Genomic DNA, 26036 nt, shown 5'->3' with positions numbered 1-26036 from the left:
ATCCTCACTTGGTCCGCCCATCGGTTGCGTTAAGCGCGCTTAGCGCCTTGACGTTGGCCAGGTCGGTCAGCTTCACGCCGCCATAGTTGCGTACCACCAGACTGACCGGCCCTTTGGCCGTGTTCCAGCTGAATCTCTGCTGGATGCCGTCAAGGTCAGCGACGCGTGCGCTGTCGTTCATGCGCAGCAGGCCCCAGCGGCCGGTGTAGTCGAACACGGTAATGCGTTCGCCGGACAGGGTGACTACATCCAGGCGTGCGCCTGGCGCTGTGGTAGTGCCAGGCCACGAGAAGCGGCTCCAGCTGGTCTTGCCGTTGCGGTAGTGCTGCTCCTGGCCATCCAGCGTGAAGATGATATCGGTGAAGTAGGCCGACGGCTCAAGCATGATCTCGAAACCGTTGTCGCGGTCCGAGAGGCTGGCGATGACTTCGCCCAGAGAACTGGCCTTGTCGATGTTGCTGACCATTTTCGGGTTGACCAGCGGCGCCGCCTTGGCACCGCTGCCCATGCCGAGCCCTTCGCCATCGGACAGATTGCCGATTTCATTGCGTTTGAAGTTGGGCAGCAGGCCCGACTCCGGGTCGACGAAACGCTGCAGGTCTTTCACCGAGGCCTCGTTGCGGCTGTCCGCAGCAATCGGGTACCGGTGAGCCATGACCTGTTCCCAAGGCTTGGCGACCTGTTTGGCCCAGGCTTTGGCGATCTGTTCGCCAGCCGGATCACGCAGCGTTTCCCAGGCGAACTGAATCGGCAGGCTGAACAGGCTTTGCAGCGAAGTGGAAAGCCCGCCCTGGCTGGTATCGACCGTGGTTTCAACGTAGTTACGCACGTTGGTGACTTCGCTCGGCTGCCCTTCGAGGGTTTCGCTGATCAACTGCTTGCTGCTCTTGCCGACATCCTGCGAGCGCTGGATGTTGTTCATTCGCACTTTGAGCTTGCGCAGTGCTGCCAGGTAGCGATCCATGATGGTGCTGTCGGCGCCTTCGGCATTCTGTGTGGCGAAAACCCGCGATACAGGCTCGAAGCGCTTGGCCAGACTGCCGTCATCCACCGCAGGCAGCGGCGAGACCAGTACGCTGGCCGCTGCTTCCTTGTTGTCGAAGATGCCGGTGACCTTGCCCCAGAAGCCATCGTCGCGCTTGACCCCGGTCTGTTGCGCCTCGCGAACAGCAGGGACGTCCCATTGCGTGTTGTCGTTGACGGCGGCGAGCAGCAGCTTGACCGGCGAATTGCGCACGTCACTGAGCAATGACAACTGCTGCGTGGCGTTGGCCATGTCGCTGAAGCGACGCACGCCCACGCTGTCGATCATGGTGTACCAGACCTGCGTGTAGTCACGCTTGTAACGGGACATGAACTCACGGACGAAGTTGGCTTTCTGCACCACGCTGTCGCCGCCTTCACCGTCGAGCACCCAGTCCGATTCGTTACGCAGATTGCCGGACACCAGCTTGATCAGCTCCGGCTTCACGAACTCTTCCCAGCCCTGACGGGTGAAAATCGCAGGCACGGCTTCCGAACCGTACAGCAACTGACGACCCGGCATCGGCACCAGATCATTCAGGCCGATAGCGGGAAACTGACGGCTGGACTCCAGTTGCAGGCGCAGGTATTCACGGTCCACCAGCGAACTGGAGATCATGAAAAACTTCAGGCTCTTGCGGGTCTCGTCGATCAACTGCTCATTGCGTGGCATGGCCGGCGCGTCGCCGTTCTTGAGCAACTGTACGTAGACCGGCGAGTTGTCCTCGATGACGTCGTCGCTGATCGGATTGGCCTCGCTGGAAATATCCGCCCAGGCCACCGGCAACGCCGCGTTGACGAACTCGGTTTCCGGGTGCGTGGTCGGCTGAGTCAGAATCAGATAAAGCTTGAGAGCGTTGTATGACTCGATGATGGATGCCACCTGCCGTTCATCGAGTCGTCCGAGCATCTCCTCCGACAGCGACAAACCGCCCGTGGTGGCCGACAACTCGGCCGCATCGTTTGCGGTGGCCGGGTTACGCAGTGCGGCGATGGCCTCGCTGCGTGTCTGGCTGGCCGTGTTTCTCGCGGCGCCGGTCAGGCGATTGGTCACGTCGCCGGTGCTGCGCGGAATGCTGCTCAGGCTGGTCGGACGGCCTGCAGCGACGTTGCGAGCGCCACGGTCCAGCAGTTTCCGGCCTTGCGCACGCGCCTTGCCGGTTTTGCTGTCGGAACCGGCGGGAGCGGCCCCGAAGCCATACTGCGGGTCCATGGTTTTGGCGAACTCGTTGAATTCACGCATCTGCAATTGCAGTTTCAGCGTGATCGGCTCCAGCGCCTGGGTGCGCAGTTGCTGCAAGTAAGCGGTCTGGGTGGCGAAGTAGATATCGTCGCCACGGTACAGGCCGCCGCTGAGTTGCAGCGGTACGCCCTTGGTGCGGTATTTCTCGATGGTTGCCAGCTGATTGCGCAGCAGCTCCAGGCCCTGGCCCGAGGCAAGGCGTTGTGCCCGGTCCGGGGACTGCTCCAGTTCGCGCAACTGCTGGCTGATGTTGGCCAGCCACTCGCGGTTTTTCTGGAACGACAGGGCCTGCCAGCCGATGAAGGCCAGCCCGGCGAACAGCGCCGCAGCGATGACGATCGGGCCAATCGAGCGGTCGCGGCCATGCCGTGACTGGTACAGGGTCAGGTCACGGTCAGGGAAAATGACGCGGCGGAAGGTATCGGTGATGAAGTAACTGCGATCACTGATTTTCCGGTGTTCTTCTTCCTCTTCCTCCACTGCACCGTATGGCTTCGCCGGCCGCAGGACGAACGACTCTGACAGCTCGTCTTCATACACCGGTGTCAGCTGCTTGTCGGTTTGCAGGGCGCTGGTGAAATACAGGCCGCGCAGCAACAACTGAGTACCGTTGACGTTACTGCGCGCGAAATGCTGCAGGAACTGCTCGAGGATCGTCGACAGCTCGGCAAAGTAGTTGGGGAAGTTCAGCAGGGCGCTGTTGGCATCGGCACCCAGCGCGATAATCTGTGCATCGACGTGGCGACTGACATGCGCCTGCAAGTTCGCCAGCTTACGATCGAGCACCGTGCGCAGGCTTTCGGTGTTGATCTCGTTCAGCCCGAACGTCATGCCCAGCGGCTGCTGGCGCTCGTTCAGGTCCATGCCGTCGAAGGCCTGGTTGAAGCCGGGCAGTTGGTCGGTCTTGGTCAGCATCAGGTAGATCGGTGGATTGGCGTCCAGGCAATCGGTGTATTCCTCGATGCGCGTGACCAGGCGCGCACCCATTTCGTTTCGTTCGGCGGAAGAGGCGGCCAACAGCTCCGGCAGGCTGACCACCAGTACCAGACCATTGACGGCGGCCTTGCTGCGCTGCTTTTTGAGCATGCGCAGGAACGCCGCGAATTCGCTGGCGGACTGATCGTCGCGAAGGTAGCGGCCAGCGGTGTCGATCATCACGGCTTCAGGGCTGAAGTACCAATCGCAGTGCTGGGTGCCGCTTTCCGTGTCATTGGCGCTGCTGGCAATGCTGGCGGACAGGCCGGAGCGGGTCAGCAACGAGGTCTTGCCCGCTGCGGACATGCCGATGACCAGATACCAGGGCAGATCGTAGAGCGCCGAGGAGCCGCCACCACCTGCCGAACGATCGGTGCGCAGCATGGCAATGGCATGCTTGAGGCGGTCGCGCAGCACCTGCTGATCACGGAACTCGCCGGTGGACTTCAGCGAGCGGTCAACTTCGATCTGAACCAGATTCTCGAGGTTGTGTTCGGTGCGAATCCGCCGGTATTGGCGCAGTACGATCAGCAGCAGGTAGAAGGCGCTGATGATCGCCATCGCTTCGAGCGTGTAGCCTTGCAGCCAACTGATCCTTGGGGCGAAAAACCAGCAGACAGCCAGGCTGATCAGCCACAGTATCGGGACCAGGAACCAGAAACTTTTTAACAGGCGCAGTAATGTCTTCATGTCTTCCTGACTCGGTTACCTGATCGGGACTCAAGCATTGAACAGTTGGCTGATTTGTTCGGCCAACGCGGCCACGTCTTTGCCCAGCAACCAGTCAAGCGTCAGATAGACACCCAGGCATACGAGGGCGATGAGCACCAGGTAAAGCCATACCGGAACTTCATGGCGAAGCATTTGCGACACCTGGTCAGGCAGTGCCCAGTCAGGCGACAGCGCCTTTGGCGTCTTGCGGTAGCGTGCGATGTCCTGGCCCAGCGTGTTGGCCAGGTAGCGCAACTGGTCCTTCTGACCCAGCCCGAATTTGCCCTCGAAACCCAGTGCCAGGCACAGGTGATACACCTCAAGCACATCCAGGTTCTTTTTCACGTCGGCGCGCAGCAGTTCGATTTTCTCGAAGAAGCCTTCGCCCGCCAGGTGAACCCCGAAATAACGGAACTGCAACGGCTCCATTTCGAAGTGGCGACGCATGTCGTTGTCGCCCGAACGCAGCACGCTCTCATCAAGGAATGCGCACAGTGCGTACTGGGCGTCCTTGACCTGTTCGACGCTGTAATTGGCGCTGCGCGCCTGACGCTCCAGGTTGGCGAAAAAGGTATCGACACTGGATTCGAAGGCAGTGACCGAGATCGCCTGGCGGCCGCGACGGACAATCAGCGCCATGGTGATGAAGTCACGTACCAGGTCTTTGAGCGTAGGTTTTTCGGTTGCGGCCGTAGCGGCACCTTGCATCACGGCTTCAGTCATTTAAGCACCGCCAACAGTTCGAGCTTGAGATTGGTAAACGCGCTGGGCGCGTAGAAGGAAATGGCCTGGGCTTCCATCATGCGTTCATACACGCGGCCATGCGGCTCTATGGAGAAGTAATGGTTGTCCAGGCGCACCGGAATGGCGTTCGGCAGGCGCGTCGAGTGGTTCAGCGTGACGCCCGGCATGGCGCTGTTGACCACCACTTCGATGTCTTCCGGCGAACCGACCTTGAACGCACGTGGCACCAGTTCCAGCAGGCTGGAGCCAGGCATGTCGGCATGCACCGAGATGTAAAAATCGGCTTCGGTAAGGCGGGGGTCCAGCAACTGGCCCTGCCAGTACGAAGGCCGGACCTGACTCAGGTTGATGACGATGCACTGGTTCGGGATCACGTTTTCAAGCAGCAGACGAACCAGTTCGTCGAGCTTGACCAACGAGGCCGCCGGGTCCTGATGATCGTAATCGGGGATGTCGGTGAGCTGAGTGTCCAGCGAGAAGGTCAGCAAACCACCCGCCAGTTCCGCCAGAAACAAATACAGACGCTCCGGGTGCAGGCGTGGATGCGCCAGCAGGTGAGCCAGTTGCGGGTAGGCGCGGTTGACCGTATTCAGCAGCCAGAACAAGGTGACGTCGCTGGAGCCGAACTCGGCGATCTGGTCAGCCCGCTCGCGGCGGCGGCCTGAAAGCGCCTTGCTCTTGGCTTGCAGCACGCTGATCAAACGTCTGCCGAGACCGACCAGCGTCTCGTGGGTGCCCACGTGCAGCGTCGGGTGCACAAAATGCGCATCCAGGTTGAAGCCGCCGATGCTGTTGCGTGCCAGTCGGGCAATCGGGCAGTAGCTGTAGCCATCCAGACTGTCGCCATCGACCAGCATCACCACGTTCAGGCGCAGGCTGGTGATTTCGTTTTCCAGATCGCCTTCGTTGAGGTCCGGCAGGGTGTCGAACTGTTTGCGAAAACGTCGCGCGCTCTTCTGTTCCTGGCCGTCTTCAACGTAATTCAGGCCAAAGGGCTCAGGCAGTTTGAGCGCCGCGTAGACCTTGATTTCTCCGCCTTTGATCAGGTTTTTCAGGTCGCGGGCGGCGGGCAGCGGGTCGTGCTGCGGCGCGTCGTAAAGGCTGCCGTCCGGGAACACCAGCTTCAGACGCTTCAGTTGCAGGGAGCCTGTCGCCAGCGCCTCGACGTCGACTTCCAGCGTTTGCACGCCCCAGTGAAAGGGCGTGGAGCGCAGCGTCGACTCAGCAAGCTGATGTTGATGAAACTCATCCTGATATTGGAAATGTTGCGGCAAAAGGAACATGCCTTCCGACCACATCACGCGGCTTTGTTTACTCATTTGGCGCCTTCCAACAGAGAATTGAATTGTGAGTCTGCTGCTTTTTTGGCAGCACTGCCGGCCGAGTCCTGAACCTGCTGGACAGCTGCGTCCTGCGCGCGCTCGGTCATACTTTTACTGGCGGGTTGTTCGGGAATCGAATTGGATTTGTTGAACTGCTCTTCAGTCTTGAGTTTGTTCAGCACGTCCACGCCACGCACCGCGAGGATGTAGTTGTTATCCACCAGCACACGCACGCCGTCGGACGAGAACCAGATACCGTCCTTGCGCAGCGTGTTGGCGTCGAACGCGACCTTCCAGCGGCTGTCGACGTCGGTGCGGAAGAACGCCGCGATGCCAACATACGAGGCATTCGGGTTCAGCGGCCACTGATCGGTCTGGCCCATGCCAGGCAACAGAATCAGCTCCCGGCTTTCGACCAGGGTGTTGCCCAGAGCCTTTTGCGGATCATCCCAGAGGGTGTCGGCGTTGATCGACTCGAAGCGCTCCAGAGAGGACAGCTGATAAACGCGCACCACCACCGACAGCGGTTTACCGTACTCGTCAGGGTTGAGCTGGTTGCCGCCGTCAGTGGTCAGGATGACCTTTTCGTTGTCACCGAACATCATGTCGCCAGCCCAGGTGTCATCCATGCGCTTGGCGACGCGGTCTGTCACGCCGCAGGCGGACAGAGCCATCATCATTGCCAGAACAGCCAGGCACCTTGCCAAGGCTGGCTTCGAGGAACAATTGCCTTGAAGTCTTTTATTCATCACGTCTTACCTATGGGGTGATCGATCAGGTCAGGGTGTAAGCGAAGTCGCCATCGCTGCCCAGGTCGATGGTCAGGCTCTGAATCGGCTTGTCCTGCGCCATCCGCTCCAGCACCCGCTGAGCGAGCTCCGGCATGAGGGTCTTGGACAGGATGTTGTCGATATTGCGTGCGCCACTGTCGACTTCCGTGCAGCGCGACGCGATAGCCTTGATCAGCGCTTCGTCGTAACGCAGCACCGCCTGATGATTGCGCTCGAAACGCTTGCGGATGCGCTCCAGCTTCAGGCCGACGATGCGTTCCAGAATCGCGTCCTGCACCGGGTAATACGGCACGATGGTCAGGCGCCCCAGGAAGGCCGGTTTGAATACCTGATTCAGCTCGTCGCGCAGGCCTTCCACAATGTCATCGGGGGTCGGCTTCTGCTCGGTGTTCAGGCACCACTGCATGATGCGGTCAGTACCGGTGTTGGAGGTGAGGATGATCACGGTGTTACGGAAGTTGATCTCGCGACCTTCGCCATCGTCCAGCACGCCTTTGTCGAAGACCTGGAAAAACAGCTCGAGCACATCCGGGTGGGCTTTCTCCACCTCGTCGAGCAGTACCACGCTGTAAGGCTTGCGGCGCACGGCTTCGGTGAGCACGCCACCTTCGCCATAACCGACGTAGCCAGGCGGTGAGCCTTTCAGGCTGGAGACGGTGTGGGCTTCCTGGTATTCGGACATGTTGATGGTGATGACGTTACGTTCGCCGCCATACAGCGTGTCAGCCAGGGCCAGTGCCGTTTCGGTCTTGCCGACACCGCTCGGGCCCAGCAGCAGGAACACACCGATCGGCTTGTTCGGGTCTTCCATGCGGGCACGGGAAATCTTGATGCGCTTACCGATCTCTTCGAGTGCATGGTCTTGACCCAGCACGCGTTCGCCCAGCAGCGCGGGCAGGCTTTGCACGGTGTCGATTTCGTCGCGCAGCATCTTGCCCAGCGGAATGCCGGTCCAGCCGGAAATCACTTCGCCAATCGTGCCGCCATCGACCAGTGCATGGACCAGCGGTTGCTCACCTTGCACGCTGGCCAGTTCGGCGCGTACGGCGGCAATCTGCCCGGCATCAGGCTCGCCGCTTTCCGGAACGCTGAGTGCGCCAAGCTTCTCGACCAGTTCCAGCTCGCGTTTCCACTGTTGCTCCAGCGACTCGCGGGTCTCCTGTTCGGCTTTCAGCTCTTCGTGCAGGGACGTCAGACGGCGAGCGTGGTCGCTGCCCTTGGCGGTTTCCTGCTCCAGTACGGCGATTTCCGCATTCAGGTTGTCGATGTGACGCTTGCAGTCTTCCAGCGCTCCCGGCTGTGCCGATTGGCCCAGGGCAACGCGTGCGCAAGCGGTGTCGAGCACGCTGACGGCTTTGTCCGGCAGTTGGCGGCCGGTGATGTAGCGGTTGGACAGGCGTACGGCCTGCACCAGCGCTTCGTCCATCACGGTGACCTTGTGGTGCTCCTGCATCTTCGCCAGCAGCCCGCGAAGCATGTGGATGGCCTTGTCTTCGTCAGGCTCTTCGACTTTCACGACCTGGAAGCGTCGAGCCAGTGCGGCATCTTTCTCGAAATACTTTTTGTACTCGGCCCAGGTGGTGGCGGCGATGGTGCGCAGCTCGCCACGCGCCAAGGCAGGCTTGAGCAGGTTGGCGGCATCGTTCTGCCCGGCTTGCCCGCCCGAACCGATCAGCGTGTGGGCTTCATCGATAAACAGAATGATCGGGTGCAGGCTGCGTTTGGTTTCTTCGATGACCGACTTGAGGCGGTTCTCGAACTCGCCCTTGACCCCGGCACCGGCCTGCAACAGGCCCAGATCCAGCGTGTGAATGGCGACGCCCTTGAGCACCGACGGCACGTCGCCCTGCACGATGCGCAGCGCCAGGCCTTCCACCACGGCTGTTTTACCGACGCCGGCTTCACCGGTCAGGATCGGGTTGTTCTGGCGGCGGCGGGTCAGGATGTCGACCATCTGCCGCACTTCGAATTCGCGTCCCAGCACCGGGTCAATCCGGCCATCGCGAGCGCTCTGGGTCAGGTTGACGGTGTACTGGTCCAGGGCTGGCGTCTTGCCGTTGCCTTTGGTGGTGGCGCCCGTGCTGGCGTCGGCGTTCGCCAGTGGCTTGCTCAGCTTGGTCTCGGGGCTGCCCTCGACCAGTGCGCTCATGTTCAGGCGCAGGTCGTCAGCGTTGATCTTCTCCAGCTCCGGCGCCGAGCCGATGACCACGCGACGCAGTGCATCGTCATCCAGCAAGGCCTGCACAAGATGGCCGGTACGGATCTGTGACTGACCGAACTCGATCGATGCCAGCACCCAGGCCTGCTCGATCATGCGCGTGATGTGCGGCGAGAGTGCAGGCGTCCGCGTGTTGCCTTTCTTGAACGTCCCCAGCGCAGTGACCAACTGTGCCTGCAGGCGATCAGGCACCACATCGTAGTGGCGCAGGATCACTGGCAGATCGTTGTCGTTGTTATCGAGCAATTGCAGCAGCAAGTGCTCGACTTCAACGTCGTAATGGTTCTCCGACAGGCACAGCGCAGCAGCGCTTTCAGTGGCAGTGCGGCTCGTTTCGTTCAGCTTGGCGAACAGGGACTTCAGGTTCACAGGGAGACCCCATCAAAAGGAATATGGAAAACGGCGCAACGGGAAGGCTCCACGTCGACACCGGGGCGTTTGAGCCAGCCAAGCCAGCCCAGCGATACATTGCCTTGGCGACCCAGACGGGCCACGGGTACAGCTTCGCGCTTGAGCTTCGGCGCAATCTGGAAGTCCAGTTCGGCACCGATGTAAAAACGCACCAGTTCAACAAGCTTCTGGTAATCCTCGGTGCCCGGCTGAAAACGCTGGTAATCGGCCAGTTCCAGAGGACCCATTTCGATACGTACACACGACTGGTAATCCCAGACGCGATTGCCGGCCACAGCGCTTTGCCCCAGCACTGCATTCTTACGGCCCAACTGCGTGCACTGGCTGCTGTCGAGCTTCAGCCAGCGTCCGGCGAATTGCTGGATCTTGAACGGCAGCGAGAAGTAAAAACTCAGCATGACCTCAAGGTTCAGGGCGTTGCGCGGCTTTTGGGCGAACATCCCCGAGAAGTAGCTGAACAGTTCGCGGCGCAGCGGAGACTCGCCCTTGTCGAACTTCTGCTTCAGGCCTTCTGGACCGAACCCCACCAGGTTGAGCAGATAACGGTCGAAGTTCGAGGTGCCGTTGCGCTCGTACTCGATGTAAAACTTGTACTTCTGCCACGCCTCGTAAAACAGCGTGGTCATGCGATGCGAAAAAATATCCAGAAACGCATGTGCAGCGTCGTCTCGATACTGAATATGTCGGTCGATCAATAGCTCTGTGTACGGGCGCGGCAGCACGCCCGAAGGACCGACCAGGCCCATGAACGTGACCTGCACTTCGGACAGCGGCAAACCTGCCGCCGAGAGCTTGCCTTCGCGTTCGAACTGCAGGTCGCTGACTTCACTGGCCGGGAAGTTCAGCGACAGCTGCGAACGAAAGCGCAGAGGGTCTTCGTGTGGCCTGGTTTCCAGGTCCATACGCCCGTTCCTGCTGTAGTGCAGGCGAAGCAAACGCACCAACTGGAAAAATTCGAATCGGTGCGGCTCAGCCCTTGCCTGGTCGATCAGACCAGGGGTTGATCGCCTGTTCGCGGGGGCCATTGGACCACTCTCTTTTCGCGCTGCAAGGTGCGAAGGGTTAATTGGGTAAAGCTGTTCATCGAGCAGTACTGACCAAAGAAGTGATCAAGCACCATGCCGAACAGGAACACGCCACTGCCGGTGTACTGGCTTTCATCGAACTTCAGCGTGATGCCGACGCCGCGCACGAAGTTCGGCCGCGGATGGCCGATGCGTGCCACGACCGGCTCGCTGCTCACCGAAACGATCCCGTTGATCTGCTTGCGGATCGCCGACACGTTGCGGTAGTTGTAAAGCGACAGCAGCTCCAGCAGCACCTCGCGTCCCTTGGAAACCAGCGACATATGGTTGAGTGACAGGTGCGAAATAAGCCGCCAGATCACGCCGTTGCCCAGCGGCACGCGCACCGTCGCCGTCGGCTTGCGCAGGCAGCGGATGTCCTTGATCACCGAGTTCGACGGAATGTTGAAATCGCCACGCTCGCCGCCAAAAGGCAGCATCAATGGCAGGTCGCGATTGCTGCACGTCAGACGGATACTGAGCGTGTCGTTGTTGGAATCGATCAGTTCCAGATCCCGATCCACGACCCGGATGAACATGTTCGAGCCATCGCTTTGCCGGCTCTGCGTAGGGCGGCGCCGAGCGATCCAGAAACTCTGCCCCGGGCCTTGATCGCCACGTGGTTCGAAGAACGGATGGCAGGTGCCGACCTGGTCATTGCCATTGATCTTCTTCACCCGCCGCACGCGATCGATCGAAACCACTTCGGCGGAGCTTTGCAGGCGCACATCCGGCGTGACAGCGTATTCATGCTGGACGTGGGTCAGCTTGATCGGCTCGGCCTGCTGGCGGAACAGGTTGATGATCGGCGTGCAGTTGAGCTTGAAATTGTTGCGGCTGACGTTCTGCGTCAGGCGCGCCAGACGGTCCGTCAGGTCGTAGTCGGAAAAGTAGAAATTGATCTCCACTTTGGCGATCTCTTTGCCCGCCAGAATGCGCGCAAAGCCCGACAGGTCGAAGAACATGAACTTGTCCGGGAAGGTGAAGTACTCGTGCAGCAACCGGTAACCCAGAAACGAGCGCTCCGAGTAATCCACCAGCCCTTCATCCAGACCGTAACCGACAGATTTCAAGGCACCGGCTGGCAGCACCACTTCGCGAGTGCGGCCTTCGTCTTCGAAGGTCAGCGTGGCCTTGGCCAGGTTGTTGAACAGCAGCTCATACAGTTGGTGCATGAGCGTGCTTTCGCCATCGAGGAAGAAGCGCAGGCTGTCCATCTCCATCTTGCCGAACAACACGTCGGAGGTGGCCGTCAGGCCAATGCGCAGACGCGCAATCAGGTCTGCGCTGTGGCCGTTGAACGCCGAGCGTTCCATTTCGATGAACGACGCGCTCTGCACGGCAATCGGCCATAACTCGACCGGGTAGCACGTCCGGAACTTGCACACGATGCCATCCACCGGGTTGGCGTGCAGTTCGGTGTGTCGTGCCACACGATAGGACTCGGTGACCTTTTCCTGCTTGCCCATGTTGAACTCGACGATGGACATCGACGGGGTAGGGCGCAGGTAATGCGGGTACAGCACCTCGAGGAACGACTCGACGATTTCCGGAAACTCATCATCGAGTTTCTTATGCACGCGCGCCGACAGGAACGAGAACGCCTCGATCAGGCGCTCGGTATGCGGGTCCTCGCAGTTGTCGCCCTCAATCAGCAGTCGCGAAGCGATCTTCGGATATTGAGCGGCAAATTCCTGGCCCAGAAAGCGCAGGTGCGAGAGTTCCTTCTCGTAATAGGGCAGCAGATCGTCGAGCATCAGTTGAGGTTCTGCACTTTGTATTCCTGAGTGTTGACCTGCAGCACGGCGTCAAAAGAAACCTGACGCGAAATGTCCTGCAGACGCAGTACTGCGTCCACACGAAAAGTCAGCATGCGTTGGCCGGTCTGTTGTGCAAGCAACTGGACTTTCACGCTGCGAAAGCGTCGGTCGCCCACCGAGATGGCCTTTTCCAGCTGGCGCTGGATCAAAAGACGATCCTGTGGGTCGAGCACGCTTCTACTGGTGAAGTCGGGCATACCGTAGTCGAGGATGGTGCCGCTCAGATTGGCGAAACCTTCCAGCTCGTTAGCGACCAGAGACTGGCGAGTGTTCACCAGAATCTCCAGGTCACGAACGATGCTGGCCTTGTAATCGGCCAGCGAGCTCAACCGTTGCGATGACGATTCCACGGATTGATGTGGACGATCGTCGAGCAATCGATCCAGCAATGAAGGCAACAGCTTGTGTTGACTACTCATGTTGCCTCCCTGGCTAAGTGTTGGATCAGCCGCGAGTCGATTGCGGCAATTCGGCGACCAGACGCAGCGATGCCGTCAGTTCATCCAGTTGGTAATGCGGACGCAGGTAAGTCACGGCCTTGTAGACGCCAGGCTTGCCAGGAACTTCGAACACTTCGGCACGCGCTTCGCGCAGCGGGAACTTGGCCTTGGCTTCCTGGCTGGCGGTGTCATCCAGCAACACGTAGCTGGACAGCCACTTGTTGAGGAACAGCTCGACATCCTTGCGCGATGCAAAACTGCCGATCTTGTCGCGCATGATCGCTTTCATGTAGTGAGCGATACGCGAGGTCGCGAAGATGTATTGCAGTTGCGCCGACAGACGCGCGTTGGCGTTGGCAATGTCGGTGTTGTACTGCTTCTGCTTCTGGGTCGACTGGGTGCCGAAGAACGCGGCGTAGTCGGTGCCTTTGCAGTGCACCAGCGGAATGAAGCCGAGGTCCGACAGCTCCTTTTCGCGACGGTCGGTGATGGCGATTTCAGTCGGGCATTTGAGCGCGATTTCACCGTCATCGGTCTTGAAGGTGTGCGTCGGCAAGCCTTCGACCAGACCACCGCCTTCCACACCACGGATCGCCACGCACCAGCCGTAGCGGGAGAACGCATCGGTCACACGGGTGCCCAGCGCGTAGGCAGCGTTCATCCACAGGTATTTGTTGTGATCACGGCCATCGACGCTTTCGACGAAGTTGAATTCTTCGACGGGCGTGGTATCCGGGCCATACGGCAGACGACCCAGCACGTGCGGCAGGGTCAGACCGACATAGCGGGAGTCTTCAGAGGCGCGGAACGACTTCCACTTGGCGTATTCGACCGTGTCGAAGATCTTCGCCAGGTCGCGAGGGCCGGCCATGTCGGTGAACGAGTCCCAGCCGAACAGCTCGGCCGATGCCGCCGAGATGAACGGCGCGTGGGCGGCGGCTGCCACGTGAGAGATCTCTTCCAGCAGGTACATGTCTTCCGGGTTGCGGTTGAACTCGTAGTCACCCAGCAACATGCCGAACGGTGCACCACCGAAGGTGCCGTACTCTTCTTCGTAGATCTTCTTGAACAGTGCGCTCTGGTCGAATTCGGACGACGCCTTGAGGTCTCGCACGAGGTCTTTTTTCGACGCGTTGAGCAGGTGAATCTTCAGCGTGGTGCTGGTCTCGGTCTGGTCAACCTGATACTTCAGGCCGCGCCAGGACGCTTCCAGTTGCTGGAATTCACGGGCGTGCATGATTTCGTTCATTTGCTCGGAGAGCATCGAATCGATCTCGGCGATGCGCGCGTCGAGCACGGCAATCAGGTCCTTGCTTGGCGTCATTTCGCCTTCAAGTACCTGAGCTACCAGCTCACCGATCAGATCGCGGGTACGGGTGCGCTCGGTTTCGGAGCGTGCAACGCGGCTTTCGGAAATGATGCTGTCGAGCAGGGAAGATTGCGGGGCGAAGTTTTCAACTTCAACCAGAGCGCTGTCCTGCTGAGTCACGGGTTGCTTATCGGTCATCGTCAGGCTCCTCCTTACTCTTTGCTGTCGGTGGCAGGAACGGCGGCTTCACGGCCGAACTCCTTGCCCAGGGTTTTCAGCTTTTCAGTGTTCTGCAACACGTCCATCAGCAGTTCTTCAAGCTTGTCGTTGCCACCCATCTTGTTACGCAGGTCAGCCAGCTTGTTGCGCACTTCCAGCAGCTTGCGCAGCGGCTCGACCTGACGCACGACGTTCTGCGGCTCGAAGTCTTCCAGCGCATTGAAGTTCAGCTCGACACCGAGTTGGGTGCCGTCTTTTGCCAGGGTGTTGTCGACGCGATACGCCAGGCGCGGCTTGATGCCTTTCAGGACGCCATTGAAATTGTCGCGGTCGATGAAGATGAACTTGCGATCCTTGAGCTTGGGCAGCGGCTCCAGCGGGTTGCCGGAGAAATCGCCCAGAACGCCTACAACGAATGGCAGCTCTTTCTTTTCCTGAGCATCGCCGATGTCCACGTCGTAAGTGATATGGACCCGAGGCGCGCGAACGCGGTCAAGTTTGTGCTGGGTACTTTCCTTCTTCGCCATCGTCATCTCCTGTGCGAGCAACTCGCTGCAAGTCGTTTGCGTACCGGGCCTGTGGCAGGCCGGGCGCGATTAGAGTCCTTCAATCGTCAGCAGCAGACGCTGACGGATTTCATCGTTCATTTCCAGAATGTTTTCGTGTCCGACCAATTCTTCGAAACTGGTATTGCCTGCGATCTGCGTGCTGTTGCGAATCACCGATTCATCCGGCAATTCTGAGCGCACCGGTGAGCTGATCACGCAGAACGGCAGGTCGCCGAAGTCTTTCAATCGCTCGAAACTGACTGGGAAGCGCAGCCCTTCGAACAGCCTGCTCATGCCGGGCGACTTGCTCAGGCAGTAGAACAGCACCAGATAATGCACAACGTAGCGATACAGCTCGGCGCTGCTGCGATTCGGGTCTTTGATGACCTTGCGAAACTGCGCCAGATCGAACGAGTTGAAGCCCACCACCCAACGCACCGGACTGGTGATGCGAATGGTCTGCCCGCTTTGTGACAACACCATGTCGTATTCGAGCGGGAACAGCTCGGGCGTCGTGCTGATCAGGTTCAGGGGCACTTCCAGTTCATTGACCAGCTTGAACGGCTCTGCCGAAGCAATGCGGTCATAGAGCTCCTTGAGCTCTTTGAAATGGTGCTGAGTCTCGCGGCCGCTGCTGCGCTGCGCACCCTGCAGGTATTCACCGAAGAATGTCTGCGGGCGTATCAACAGCGCAAGGGTCGACAGATAGTCGGACGCCTGCACCTTGAGCGCGTCGGAGATAGCGCGCGTCTGCTTGCGCAGCTTGATCAATGCTTCTATATCGAACGTCTGAGTCATCGGTACATCGTCCTTGAACCCTTCACGACCGTTTCCCGGATCAGACCGGGGACGGGGAAAAGTTGCGAATTTCTCGACTGCACACCTGCTCATGAAGTGGTTTTGCCATGTGTGTCACTGCGAGACACACCGCCACAATGAGGGAGGAGTTCGTGCTGGCATATAGATGTCGTCTAGCCAGCAATGTGGTCTATGGCACTATTTTTAGTAGGAAAGTTCCTACAGACGGTGGATATTTTCTCGGTTTCGTTACAGTAAGCAATGATGACTATGAGCCATCATTGTATTGAATTTCACCCATAATGTAACTGTAAGTGTTGATTTCAAAGGGCTTTGGGGTGGTATTTGGATCCGATCAGGGAGGTAAATTAAGCTTAGAAAGATGAACTTATTTGCAGGTTTTCCAAGCTCTGAAGAGGGTAAATGTACGGACTCGCCTTACAGGCGTTTTTTTCTGGATGGGGAATGATGGCACTGCGAGCGCTGAGGCGTACGAATCCAGGTGGGTCGACACAGGTCAGGCGGGTAGCTTTGTTACATCATTTTGCAAATCAGGGTATAACGCCGCCAGCGCCCTCACGCGTGTACTCGAGCAAAGGCAGGGCGCATGCACGCAGACGCCAAAAGCGTTTTGCCTGACGGACTTAGTGTGCGCTAAGGATAGCCAGCGGCGACGCACCTCTATGAGCCTTGCCTCATGAAAATCTACAAGCTCATTGCTGTACTCATCCTGCTCCCTCTGGGCCTGAACCTCATCGGTGTCTGGCAGTTGCAGCGCAGTGTCGAAAACACCGAGCGCCTGACCGAGATCCAGGCCGACCTTGCGCATGCCCGTCCCTATTTCGAAAGGCTTGCCAGGTCGCCCGACGCCCTCACGCGAACGATGGATATGGACGGAGAAAACATCACCCTCAAGGAGGCTCTGTCGCGTCTCCATGAGGCAGAGCAGGGCCTCGATTTCGTAGTGGTGCTGGGCAGTGTCACTATTTGGCTGGCACGCGCCGTCATCGCGCTGTGCCTGCTGGCGGCTCTGGTCGGCGGCATTGGGCTGGCAGGGCTCAACTGGGCCGGCGCACGCGCACGTCAATCCCGCGAGCGATTGCTGCACACCTTCAGCAGGGTCAGGCGGATTCTGCCGTTCGTCCTGGTGGGGCACATTGTTGCCATGGGCGCGGCGGTGTCTGCAATCCTCTGTTTCGAAGCCCTGGGCCTGTGGCATGTGGGGCGCATGTCCGCGGGCGAACTCAAGCTGATCATCGTCGTGCTGATGCTGGTCGCTGCGTGCCTGTATTCGATCTGGCGGATGGGCAAGCAGTTGGGCGTCATGCTGCACATGTTCGAGCCCACCGCGATGCAGGTTCTGGGGCAGCAGGTCACGCCTGAAGAGGCACCGGTGCTCTGGGCCTATGTTCGCGATCTGGCCGAACGGCTTGGCGCGCTGTCACCTGATCACATCGTGCTGGGCATGACCGAAGGCTTCTACGTCACCTCGAGCGATGTTTCCCTTCTGCCGTCCGACGCCGTGCTCAAGGGGCGAACTCTGCATGTGCCGATCCTGTACCTTGGGCTGATCGATGCCGCTGAAACGAGTGCAGTGATTGGTCACGAACTGGCGCATTTCGCTGGTGAAGACACCGAGTACAGCCTGCGCTTTCTGCCGATCTACGACGGCATCGGTCGCAGCCTGGGGGTGATCGCTGAAAACATGATGGTCAGCGGGTGGCTACAGCGCACCATTCTGCGTCCGGCGTTCATGCTGGGCATGTATTTCATGGAAAGCTTCGATCACGCGGTCAATCACTGGAGCCGCGTGCGTGAGCTGGCCGCCGATGCCGCGGGGGCGAGTCTGGCAGGCAATACGTCGGCTGCCTCGGCGCTGGTGCGCATTTCGGCCATCGACCCGCTTTTGCAGGAGCGGATCTACACGCATATCACGCGGGCCACCAACCCAAGGCGCGGAGAGGTGTTTACCAAGGATCTGCCGAACAGCGTGCTGCACGAGCTGGCCGGCAAGACATTCACGCTGCCTGACGAAGAAATGGCCGTCCAGCTGCTGCATCCCTCGGATACGCACCCGTCAAACGGCGAACGTATCGCCGCGCTGCAGGTTGCTGCCGACGAGGCGATCCGCAGCGGCACCCGGCCGGTAGTGGCGGCCCAGGCGCGCGCCGCGATGGACCATTACTTCGTTAATCCCCAGGCACTGCGCACCCGTCTTACCAAGGACTTCATCAAGCATCACGTGACAAATGATGCTGAGGTGGTGACCGAACTGCGTGCCCGCGCGAAAACGGTAAGCGGTGATGTCGTTCTGCATGAGGGCGCTCGCCTGCGGGGGCTGTTGCTAACACTATTCCTCGCCCCTCTGCTGGGGCTGGGTATTTATCTGATAGCCGAAGCGCTGTCATTTCCCCAGGGGCTGACCGAGAAGCGCAACTCTATGCTGATAGCGGGCGGCATCTTGGCGGCGTTCATGCTGACGCTGCTGCCATTTGCGCTGCGCATGTGTCTGCGTGCTGACAAGACCGCTCTGCTGCTCACGCCCGATCACTTTGTCTTCGCAAACCTGAAGTCCCCCGTCCCGATCCAGCACATCGCTGATTTTGAGCTGAATGTGGCCTATGGCACGTTTCTGACCCTGCATCTGCAAGACGATGCGCCTTTACCCGAGCGAGTCTCACGTTCGTTTTCTGCGCCGAATGCAAAAGTGTTCAGGAAAAAACGCCGGGTACTTCTGGCGCTGGCGCGGTTCAGCCGGGACGGCAAAAAGCTCAAGCCAGACGAGCTTGGTGAGTTGATTGCGGATTACGTCAATGCGGGTACTGCACGACACTTGCTGCAAGAGCGCTTCGAGCAGGGTAAGCGTTAAGCGGTTGGCTGTGAGCGGGGCGGCGTACGGCGCAAAGCTTTTCTGCAGGCAACAAAAAACCCGCCGAAGCGGGTTTTTCCAAGACCATCCCGACTTCCTGTCGGACGCCTCCGAGGCGATGGTCGATCATCCTTGATCCGGGTGAACTCCTGTTCACCCCTTGATGGATCCAATACTACGGAGCGCGAGCCGGGTCGGAAATAGCCAAGTTCCTCCAGCGCGTGTAAGCCTTTCGCTATACCTCATGGGCTCAGCTTCGGACGGGCCTTTGAAGACCAGGAAATCTGGCGTCAGGAAAATCTTGAGGTGGTTTGACTGCTGGAGGCAAAAAACGCAGGCAATAAAAAACCCGCCGAAGCGGGTTTGTACCAAGACCATTCCAACTCCCTGTCGGCTGCCTTCCCGGCGATGGTCGATCGTCCCTGATCCTGGCGAACTCCTTGTTCGCCAGTTGTTGGATCCAATCTTACGGCTCTGACGGCAGGTGCAAAATAGCCATTCGCTTCATTGCGTGTAAGCCTTTGGCTATACATGTGTCCGTTTTTGCGGATTCTCAGAGGCTCGGCCATGCAGCGGGAAAGTAGAAAACACCGTTGAAACTGCTGTGCCAGAAGCGCGCAGCCCTGTTTTCAAGGTGAGAAATTTGTGGTCACCTCACAATAGCGCTGCTGGGCGTTTTTACTGTCCTCGTCGCGGTTTTTTGCCGCGCGTTTGGTCCACTCTTGGCACTGTTCTCTGAAGTTGACCGCTGCGGCCTTGCGACACTCGCGCCGTTCGAATGAACGAATAGCGAAGTTTTCGCAGACGCTGTCGCCATCGATCGTGTTGCCGTAAATCCGCCACTGCGCGCGGTAGCGGTTTCTGCCGTCCGCTTCGCGTATGGAGGCTGTCGCGACGCTGTAAGGCTTGGAAGAACGAGCAGAATTGCGTGAAGCATTGGCCTTGAAATCGGCCATGTAGTCGGCAGACACCATGCCTGTTGCCGATTCTGCCTGAGCGGGGCGAGGAACCTGGCCGAATCGACAGTTCGCCACCGCTTCATCGATGACGTTGCCGTTTTTCATGCAGTCATCCAAGGGCTGCACGGGGGCGGGCGGCGCCACAGTGGCCGCGATCGGCACAAGCTCTGCGGTTTTTCGAATCTGCGCGGGCGCAGGATCGGCTGCGGCTACGGATTGCGCCTCGGCCTCGACTGTCTCGGGTTCAGGTACGGACTGCACAACAGGCGGTACTGCCAGCGCTTTGGGACCTCTCGCATGTGAGGTGATCAGTCCGGCGACGCAGGCTGCAGCAATAAGGCACGCCAGCCACAGGCCATAAGGGCGTGAGCGGCGAGGCGTATCGACGCGCTTGCGGCGTGGATGCGAGCCCAGCACCACATCGACCTGACCGGGCACGAGGCGCTGAATGCGGATGATCCCGTCGTCCTCGGGTTGCTGTAGGGAATCCATTCCTGCTCCTGATCAAGCGATGTTCGGTGGTGATATTACAATGATATCGGCCGGTGGGTAGAGTTTCTGCAACGCTTTGGTGCTAGGTGCATCAGGCCTGGCGCGTTAAGGTTGAGGCCGTTTTTTGACTGATGGATGGAACGCGAATGCACCAGCGTCTCGAACAGGTATTCGGCTACACACAGTTCCGGCCGGGGCAGGAGGCTGCCATCAGTGCGGTACTGGCCGGACGCTCGGCTGCGGCGATCTTTCCGACAGGTTCGGGCAAGTCGCTATGTTACCAATTGCCTGCCCTGATGTTGCCGCATTTGACGCTGGTGGTGTCGCCGTTGCTGGCGCTGATTCAGGATCAGCTTGCCTTCCTGCACCGCCACGGTATCTCGGCGGCGAGCATTGATTCGGCGCAGAGCCGCGACGAGATCGCTGATGTGATGGCGCGCGCACGCTCCGGCGAGCTGAAGATTCTGATGATCTCGGTCGAGCGCCTGAAGAACGAGCGTTTCCGCAATTTCATCGCTCAAGTACCGATTTCCTTGCTGGTGGTCGACGAAGCGCACTGCATCTCGGAGTGGGGGCATAACTTCCGCCCCGACTACCTGAAGCTGCCGGACTACCAGCGCGAATTCAACATCCCTCAGACATTGCTGCTGACCGCCACGGCGACCCCGCAAGTCATCATCGACATGCAGGACAAATTCGCCATCGCCCCCGAGGATGTCATCACCACCGGTTTCTACCGCGCCAACCTGCACCTGTGGGTCAAGCCGGTCAGTGGCCGTGACAAAAGACGCCTGCTGGTGGAGTGGCTCCACGAGCGTCGCGGGCAGCCGACCATCGTTTACGTGACCCTGCAAAAGACAGCCGAACACATCGCCGCTCACCTGGAACAGCATGGCCTGCCCGCCAGCGCCTACCATGCCGGGCTGCCCAATGATCAGCGCGAGTCGATCCAGAAGCAGTTCATGGGCGGCCATCTGAACTGCATCGTGGCGACCATCGCGTTCGGGATGGGCATCGACAAGAGCGACATTCGCAACGTGGTGCATTTCGACCTGCCCAAATCCACCGAGAACTACAGCCAGGAAATCGGTCGGGCCGGGCGTGATGGTGCTGCTTCGGATTGTCTGGTGCTGGCCAACCGCGACAGTCTCAACGTGCTGGAGAACTTCGTGTACGGCGATACGCCGGAGCGCGAGGGGATTGCTAGTGTGCTGGAGGATCTGCTTGGGGCGCGTCATGACGGGCAGTGGGAATTTCTGCTCGGGCCGCTCGCCGACCTCAGCAATATTCGTCAATTGCCGCTGAAGACCCTGCTGGTGCAACTGGAACTGCGCGGGATCATTGCGCCGCGCTACGCGTATTTTGCCGAGTACCGCTTCAAGTTTCTGCTTCAGCCGCAAGACCTGATGGCGCGTTTCGAGGGGGAGCGACGCGAGTTCGTTCAAGCCCTGATCGACACTTCACACCGAGCAAGGACCTGGGCCACCGTCGATTTCGAGGCGATGTACCAGCAATACGGCGCCGAGCGCGGGCGGGTGGTCAAGGCGCTGGATTACTTTCAGGAAAAAGGCTGGATCGAGCTTGAAAGCAAACAGATGACTGAGGTTTACAACCTGTTGCGCAGCGACTTTGATGCACAGGCCTTGAGCATCGAATTGCACGATTATTTCGCTCATCACGAAGCCACTGAAGTTGCGCGCATTCACACCATGCTGGATGTGTTCGCCAGTGACCAGTGCCTGACCCATCGGCTGGCGCGGTACTTCGGTGATCACAATGCGCCGGAGCGCTGTGGGCATTGCTCGGTCTGCCTTGGCGAAGTCGCCCACCTGCCCGAACCACCCGCGTTGGAGCCCCTGGCGAATCGGGACTTTCAGCACCTGTGCAGCGAGTTTATCCACAAGCACCAGGACTATACCGGCCAGCGGCCCAGCGCTGACTGCCTGACGCGTTTTCTGTGTGGCATCAGCGTGCCGCTGTTCACCAAGCTCAAAGCCCGCGCCACCACCGGGTTTGCGGTGCTGGAGGACTATCCGTACGCACAGGTCAGGACGTGGGTGCAGGCCATGGCTGGCAACTGACTACACGTACAAAGTGATCTGACCAAGGGGACGATGCTCTGCATCCAGTCCTGAACCTGCATTGCGACAGACAAGTGAAAACCGGCCGCTAAAGAGCGGCCGGTTTTTTGTGCTTCAGCAACTGACGGTGGTATCAGTCACGATGACGGCGATGGCCGTGGTGCTTCGGGCGATGGCCATGATCACGGCCACCACGATAACGACGATCATCGCTGCGGCTTTCGTTGCCCATGTAGTTGCCGAGTGCAGCACCGCCGCCGCCACCTACCGCCGAGCCGACCAGGCTGCCGGTGTTGCCGCCGACGCTGCGACCCAGCACGTTACCGCCCGCAGCGCCCAGACCGCCGCCAATAGCTGCTTCTGTGCGGTTGCGACGGTCTGCGCCTACAGCGCCACCGGCTGCGCCGCCGACACCTGCGCCAATTGCTGAACCAGTGCTGCCGCCGATCTGCTGACCGACGACCGAACCGAGTACCCCACCCAATGCTCCGCCTACGCCTGACTCAAGGTTGCCTGCAGACGCCGCACCGCTGATCAAGGTAAGAGACAACAACAGTATCGAGGAATACTTCATGTATGGAATCTCATAGGGATGACGGCGCGATCTTGGTGTCAAGTGAAGAATGTAGCAATGCAATTCCGACGAGTAACACGATTGCCACACAAACTGCTAAGTTATTGTTTTGGCTAAGGAACTTAAGTCGGAAATGAGAGTCTGAGGTTACTTGCGAAAGGCCCGTTTCCAGAGAAACGGGCCTTTTTTGTGGGCGTCTTTCAGGGACGTTAGAGGATGCGTGCCGACTCTGCAGAGCGCTCGAGGCGGATGGCAACGAACTTCGAGGTCGGCGTGCTGCTGCCATCGCCCACGCTTTCCAGCGGCACCAGCGGGTTGACCTCTGGGTAGTAGGCGGCAGCCTGACCGGCCGGAATATCGAATGGCAGCAACGTGAAGCCTTTGACGCGGCGCTCGCGGTTATCGCTCCAGATCGAAATCAGGTCCGCCTTCTGCCCCGGCTGGAAGCCCAGACGGATGATGTCGGCTTCGTTGACGAACAGCACGTCACGCTGACCTTTGACGCCGCGATAGCGGTCGTCCAGGCCATAGATGGTGGTGTTGTACTGATCGTGTGAGCGCATGGATTGCATGATCAGGTCCGGGATCTGCCCGGTTGAACTGACGTGTTCATTGATCAGAGTCAGCGGCAGCGCATTGGACTTGAAGTTGGCGCGGGTCGACGCAGTGTTCCAGCGACGTGCGCCAGCAGCGTTACCCAGGTAGAAGCCGCCTGGGTGCTTGACGCGCTCGTTGAAATCCTTGAAGCCGGGGATGGTGTCGGCGATCAGGTCGCGAATACGGTTGTAGTCCTCGACCAGCCACAACCAGTCCACAGGCGCCTTGCCCAGCGTAGCGTTGGCGATACCGGCGATGATCGCAGGCTCGGAACGCATTTGCTTCGAGGACGGCTTCAACTGGCCGTTGGAAGCGTGAACCATGCTGAACGAATCTTCCACGGTGACGGCTTGTGGGCCGTTGGCCTGGATGTCGATGTCGGTACGGCCGAAGCACGGCAGGATCAGCGCGTCCTTGCCGTGGAACAGGTGACTGCGGTTCAGCTTGGTGCTGATCTGTACGGTCAGGTCGCAATTGCTGAGGGCTTCGGCAGTGCGATGGCTGTCCGGGGTGGCCTGAGCGAAGTTGCCGCCCAGCGCGATGAACACCTTGGCGCGACCTTCGGCCATGGCGTGAATGGCTTCGACGACGTTATGACCATTTTCGCGGGGTACTTTGAACTGGAAGCGTTTTTCCAGGGCATCGAGCAGGAACACCGGTGGGCGCTCGTTGATGCCCATGGTGCGGTCCCCCTGCACGTTACTATGACCGCGCACCGGGCACAGGCCGGCACCCGGACGGCCGATGTTGCCGCGCAGCAGCATCAGGTTGGCGATTTCCTGGATGGTCGGCACCGAGTGACGGTGCTGGGTAATCCCCATCGCCCAGCACATGATTACGTTCTTGCCCTTGGCGTACATGCGTGCCGACTGTTCGATGTCGCTCAGCGGCAGACCGGATTGCTCGACGATCGAGTCCCAGGACGTGTCATCGATGGCGGCCAGGTATTCGAGCACGCCTTCGGTGTGTTCGTTGAGGAACGCGTGGTCGAACACCGAAGGTGCGTTGTTGGCCTGCGCCTCGCGCTCCCATTGCAGCAGGAACTTGGCCATGCCGCGCAACAGCGCCATGTCGCCACCCAGGGCAGGGCGGAAGTAAGCGGTGTTGGTCGGGCGGTCGCCGTTGGTGAGCATTTCGACCGGGTGTTGCGGATGCTGGAAACGCTCCAGGCCACGCTCTTTGAGCGGGTTGACGCACACCACCTGGGCGCCGCGCTGTACCGCTTCACGCAATGGCTCGAGCATGCGCGGGTGGTTGGTGCCGGGGTTCTGGCCGAGGACGAAGATGGCATCGGCGTGTTCGAAATCCTCGAACGTCACGGTGCCCTTGCCGACGCCGACGCTTTGCGACAGTGCTACGCCGCTGGCCTCGTGGCACATGTTCGAGCAGTCCGGGAAGTTGTTGGTGCCATAAGCGCGCACGAACAGCTGATACAGGTACGCCGCTTCGTTGCTGGCGCGTCCGGAGGTGTAGAACTCGGCCATGTTCGGGCTGGGCAGGTTCTTCAGGTGCTTGGCGATCAGCGCAAACGCGTTGTCCCAGCTGATCGGCTTGTAACGGTCGGTTTCCGCGTCATAGCTCATCGGCTCGGTCAGGCGGCCCTGATACTCGAGCCAGTAATCGCTCTGCTCCATCAACGAGCTGACGCTGTAGCGGGCGAAGAAGGCCGGGTCGACACGACGCTTGGTCGCTTCCCAGTTCACCGCCTTGGCGCCGTTCTCGCAGAACTTGACCATGCCGCTTTCCGGCGAATCACCCCACGCACAGCCCGGGCAGTCGAAACCGCCGTTCTGGTTGGTCTTGAGCATCATGCGCAGGTTCTTCAGCGCGTTGTCACTGCCCAGCCAGTGTTGCGTCACGCTGATCAGTGCGCCCCAGCCGCCTGCCGCACCTTTGTACGGCTTGTAGCGGGGGGTTGGTGTCTTGTCGGCTTGATGATGAGTGCTCACGCTTGAATCTCCATCGCAGGGCTATAGACCCGCGGCGCACTTTTCTGCGGCAGGTGAATTAGATTGAGGTTGTGACGGCGGGCCCATTGCAGGGCCAGGCCGGTGGGCGAAGACAGGCTGACCAGGGTCTGGATGCCGGCGCGCAATACTTTCTGAATCAGTTCCAGGCTGCAGCGGCTGGTCACGATGGCGACGCCGCCTGCCAAGGGGATGTCCTGACGGATCAATGCGCCGATCAGCTTGTCCAGCGCGTTGTGGCGGCCAATGTCTTCACGTCCCAGCAACAGCTGGCCGTTACCGTCCATGAACACCGCCGCATGTACGGCGCCGCAATGGCGGCCGAGCGGCTGGAACTCACCGATGCGCTGACGCAGACCTTCCAGCCATTCGATCGGGGGCAGGGGCGCGCCGGGCAGCGCCTTCAGGTCAGGCAGTGCCTGCTCGACGGCTTCAACGCCACACAGTCCGCAACCGCTGGTGCCAGCCAGTTGCCGACGCTGCTGCTTGAGTTCCCAGAACGCGCGGCTGGCGATCTCGACCTCGGCCTGCATCGCCGAGCCGCAACCACTGATTTTGAAGTCGTAGATTTCGTCATGCGAGGCAATGATGCCGCTGCCCAGGCTGAAGCCGACGATAAAGTCTTCCAGATCAGTAGGGCTGACCAGCATGACCGCCTGGCTGATGCCGTTGTAGGCAATCGCCAGCGCCACTTCTTCAGCAAGTTCGTTACGTGCAGAGTCCGTGCCCTCGAGATTCGAGTAGCTGTAAGACTGGCTTGCTTCGGGGGCTGGCGTAGCAAAAGACGCCGAGCTGACCTTGCGCGTAACGGGCATGGGCTGAAATACCGGCAGAATGACATCTGCAAGACTAGGCCCGTTC

The 26036-nt window shown here is 59.7% G+C and carries 17 protein-coding genes; 2 read left to right on the top strand and 15 right to left on the bottom strand.

Annotation, left to right across the window (positions count from 1 at the left end; genetic code table 11):
• Nucleotides 1-4 precede the first annotated feature (4 nt).
• The 11 genes from PI739_RS23625 to PI739_RS23575 all read right to left on the bottom strand — a co-directional run bounded on the left by PI739_RS23625 (nt 5) and on the right by PI739_RS23575 (nt 15636).
• Nucleotides 5-3931 (bottom strand): type VI secretion protein IcmF/TssM N-terminal domain-containing protein, encoded by a 3927-nt coding sequence (locus PI739_RS23625; protein WP_044310338.1) that lies wholly within the window; start codon nt 3929-3931, stop codon nt 5-7.
• A gap of 30 nt (nt 3932-3961) precedes the next feature.
• Entirely contained in the window at nt 3962-4675 is a 714-nt protein-coding gene (gene icmH / locus PI739_RS23620; protein WP_003318805.1) for a type IVB secretion system protein IcmH/DotU, read from the bottom strand.
• Nucleotides 4672-6015, bottom strand: coding sequence for a type VI secretion system baseplate subunit TssK (gene tssK, locus PI739_RS23615; RefSeq protein WP_003434831.1), 1344 nt, complete (start codon nt 6013-6015; stop codon nt 4672-4674). Before tssK ends, icmH begins: the two co-directional genes overlap by 4 nt.
• Nucleotides 6012-6767 (bottom strand): type VI secretion system lipoprotein TssJ, encoded by a 756-nt coding sequence (tssJ, locus tag PI739_RS23610; protein ID WP_004415260.1) that lies wholly within the window; start codon nt 6765-6767, stop codon nt 6012-6014. Before tssJ ends, tssK begins: the two co-directional genes overlap by 4 nt.
• Before the next feature lie 25 nt (nt 6768-6792).
• The gene (gene tssH, locus PI739_RS23605; RefSeq protein WP_060708421.1) at nt 6793-9396 is read right to left on the bottom strand and encodes a type VI secretion system ATPase TssH; all 2604 of its coding nucleotides are present in this window, start codon (nt 9394-9396) and stop codon (nt 6793-6795) included.
• Nucleotides 9393-10463: a type VI secretion system baseplate subunit TssG gene (gene tssG, locus PI739_RS23600; RefSeq protein ID WP_024640475.1), complete on the bottom strand. Its 1071-nt coding sequence runs from the start codon at nt 10461-10463 to the stop codon at nt 9393-9395. The genes tssH and tssG overlap by 4 nt, the downstream gene beginning before the upstream one ends.
• A complete protein-coding gene (gene tssF / locus PI739_RS23595) occupies nt 10427-12259 on the bottom strand; it encodes a type VI secretion system baseplate subunit TssF (protein ID WP_003434826.1) in 1833 nt (610 codons plus the stop codon). Before tssF ends, tssG begins: the two co-directional genes overlap by 37 nt.
• Nucleotides 12259-12741, bottom strand: coding sequence for a type VI secretion system baseplate subunit TssE (gene tssE / locus PI739_RS23590; RefSeq protein WP_003420335.1), 483 nt, complete (start codon nt 12739-12741; stop codon nt 12259-12261). Before tssE ends, tssF begins: the two co-directional genes overlap by 1 nt.
• 25 nt (nt 12742-12766) lie before the next feature.
• A complete protein-coding gene (tssC, locus tag PI739_RS23585; RefSeq protein WP_003434824.1) occupies nt 12767-14269 on the bottom strand; it encodes a type VI secretion system contractile sheath large subunit in 1503 nt (500 codons plus the stop codon).
• A gap of 14 nt (nt 14270-14283) precedes the next feature.
• On the bottom strand, nt 14284-14817 hold the full coding sequence (gene tssB, locus PI739_RS23580) for a type VI secretion system contractile sheath small subunit (RefSeq protein ID WP_003318241.1): 534 nt from the start codon (nt 14815-14817) through the stop codon (nt 14284-14286).
• A gap of 69 nt (nt 14818-14886) precedes the next feature.
• Nucleotides 14887-15636 (bottom strand): hypothetical protein, encoded by a 750-nt coding sequence (locus PI739_RS23575; RefSeq protein WP_002551426.1) that lies wholly within the window; start codon nt 15634-15636, stop codon nt 14887-14889.
• Between the two features lie 697 nt (nt 15637-16333).
• On the opposite strand from PI739_RS23575, the gene PI739_RS23570 reads away from it, so the two are divergent.
• Nucleotides 16334-18505 carry a M48 family metallopeptidase gene (locus PI739_RS23570; RefSeq protein ID WP_003372312.1) on the top strand — a complete coding sequence of 724 codons (2172 nt, stop codon included), beginning with the start codon at nt 16334-16336 and terminating at the stop codon, nt 18503-18505.
• Nucleotides 18506-19134: 629 nt separating this feature from the next.
• Here the strand turns inward: PI739_RS23570 and PI739_RS23565 are convergent.
• Nucleotides 19135-19956 (bottom strand): hypothetical protein, encoded by an 822-nt coding sequence (locus PI739_RS23565; RefSeq protein WP_044310333.1) that lies wholly within the window; start codon nt 19954-19956, stop codon nt 19135-19137.
• Nucleotides 19957-20102: 146 nt separating this feature from the next.
• Here PI739_RS23565 and PI739_RS23560 point away from each other — a divergent pair, with 146 nt between their 5' ends.
• Nucleotides 20103-22037 (top strand): RecQ family ATP-dependent DNA helicase, encoded by a 1935-nt coding sequence (locus tag PI739_RS23560; protein ID WP_271352217.1) that lies wholly within the window; start codon nt 20103-20105, stop codon nt 22035-22037.
• Between the two features lie 133 nt (nt 22038-22170).
• On the opposite strand, the gene PI739_RS23555 is transcribed toward PI739_RS23560, so the two are convergent.
• From PI739_RS23555 to fdhD, 3 genes are all read right to left on the bottom strand, one after another.
• Nucleotides 22171-22611, bottom strand: coding sequence for a glycine zipper domain-containing protein (locus PI739_RS23555; RefSeq protein WP_003372307.1), 441 nt, complete (start codon nt 22609-22611; stop codon nt 22171-22173).
• Between the two features lie 209 nt (nt 22612-22820).
• Nucleotides 22821-25157: an FdhF/YdeP family oxidoreductase gene (locus tag PI739_RS23550; protein WP_003434810.1), complete on the bottom strand. Its 2337-nt coding sequence runs from the start codon at nt 25155-25157 to the stop codon at nt 22821-22823.
• On the bottom strand, nt 25154-25990 hold the full coding sequence (gene fdhD, locus PI739_RS23545; RefSeq protein WP_003372302.1) for a formate dehydrogenase accessory sulfurtransferase FdhD: 837 nt from the start codon (nt 25988-25990) through the stop codon (nt 25154-25156). Before fdhD ends, PI739_RS23550 begins: the two co-directional genes overlap by 4 nt.
• Nucleotides 25991-26036: the final 46 nt, after the last annotated feature.

The sequence above is a fragment of the Pseudomonas cerasi genome (assembly GCF_027983475.1).
Classification (GTDB): domain Bacteria; phylum Pseudomonadota; class Gammaproteobacteria; order Pseudomonadales; family Pseudomonadaceae; genus Aquipseudomonas; species Aquipseudomonas cerasi.
The sequence above is the reverse complement of the archived record's forward strand: the minus strand, read 5'-3'. Positions and strand labels throughout refer to the sequence as shown.

Bases quoted from the DNA above. Each gene is read 5' to 3' on its own strand.
- tssC (WP_003434824.1), bottom strand. From the start codon at position 14,269: ATGACCGATAAGCAACCCGTGACTCAGCAGGACAGCGCTCTGGTTGAA.
- tssG (WP_024640475.1), bottom strand. From the start codon at position 10,463: ATGGCCCCCGCGAACAGGCGATCAACCCCTGGTCTGATCGACCAGGCA.
- PI739_RS23625 (WP_044310338.1), bottom strand. From the start codon at position 3,931: ATGAAGACATTACTGCGCCTGTTAAAAAGTTTCTGGTTCCTGGTCCCG.
- fdhD (WP_003372302.1), bottom strand. From the start codon at position 25,990: ATGCCCGTTACGCGCAAGGTCAGCTCGGCGTCTTTTGCTACGCCAGCC.
- tssK (WP_003434831.1), bottom strand. From the start codon at position 6,015: ATGAGTAAACAAAGCCGCGTGATGTGGTCGGAAGGCATGTTCCTTTTG.
- tssF (WP_003434826.1), bottom strand. From the start codon at position 12,259: ATGCTCGACGATCTGCTGCCCTATTACGAGAAGGAACTCTCGCACCTG.
- PI739_RS23555 (WP_003372307.1), bottom strand. From the start codon at position 22,611: ATGAAGTATTCCTCGATACTGTTGTTGTCTCTTACCTTGATCAGCGGT.
- PI739_RS23565 (WP_044310333.1), bottom strand. From the start codon at position 19,956: ATGGATTCCCTACAGCAACCCGAGGACGACGGGATCATCCGCATTCAG.
- PI739_RS23570 (WP_003372312.1), top strand. From the start codon at position 16,334: ATGAAAATCTACAAGCTCATTGCTGTACTCATCCTGCTCCCTCTGGGC.
- PI739_RS23575 (WP_002551426.1), bottom strand. From the start codon at position 15,636: ATGACTCAGACGTTCGATATAGAAGCATTGATCAAGCTGCGCAAGCAG.
- tssE (WP_003420335.1), bottom strand. From the start codon at position 12,741: ATGAGTAGTCAACACAAGCTGTTGCCTTCATTGCTGGATCGATTGCTC.
- tssJ (WP_004415260.1), bottom strand. From the start codon at position 6,767: ATGAATAAAAGACTTCAAGGCAATTGTTCCTCGAAGCCAGCCTTGGCA.
- icmH (WP_003318805.1), bottom strand. From the start codon at position 4,675: ATGACTGAAGCCGTGATGCAAGGTGCCGCTACGGCCGCAACCGAAAAA.
- PI739_RS23560 (WP_271352217.1), top strand. From the start codon at position 20,103: ATGCACCAGCGTCTCGAACAGGTATTCGGCTACACACAGTTCCGGCCG.
- tssB (WP_003318241.1), bottom strand. From the start codon at position 14,817: ATGGCGAAGAAGGAAAGTACCCAGCACAAACTTGACCGCGTTCGCGCG.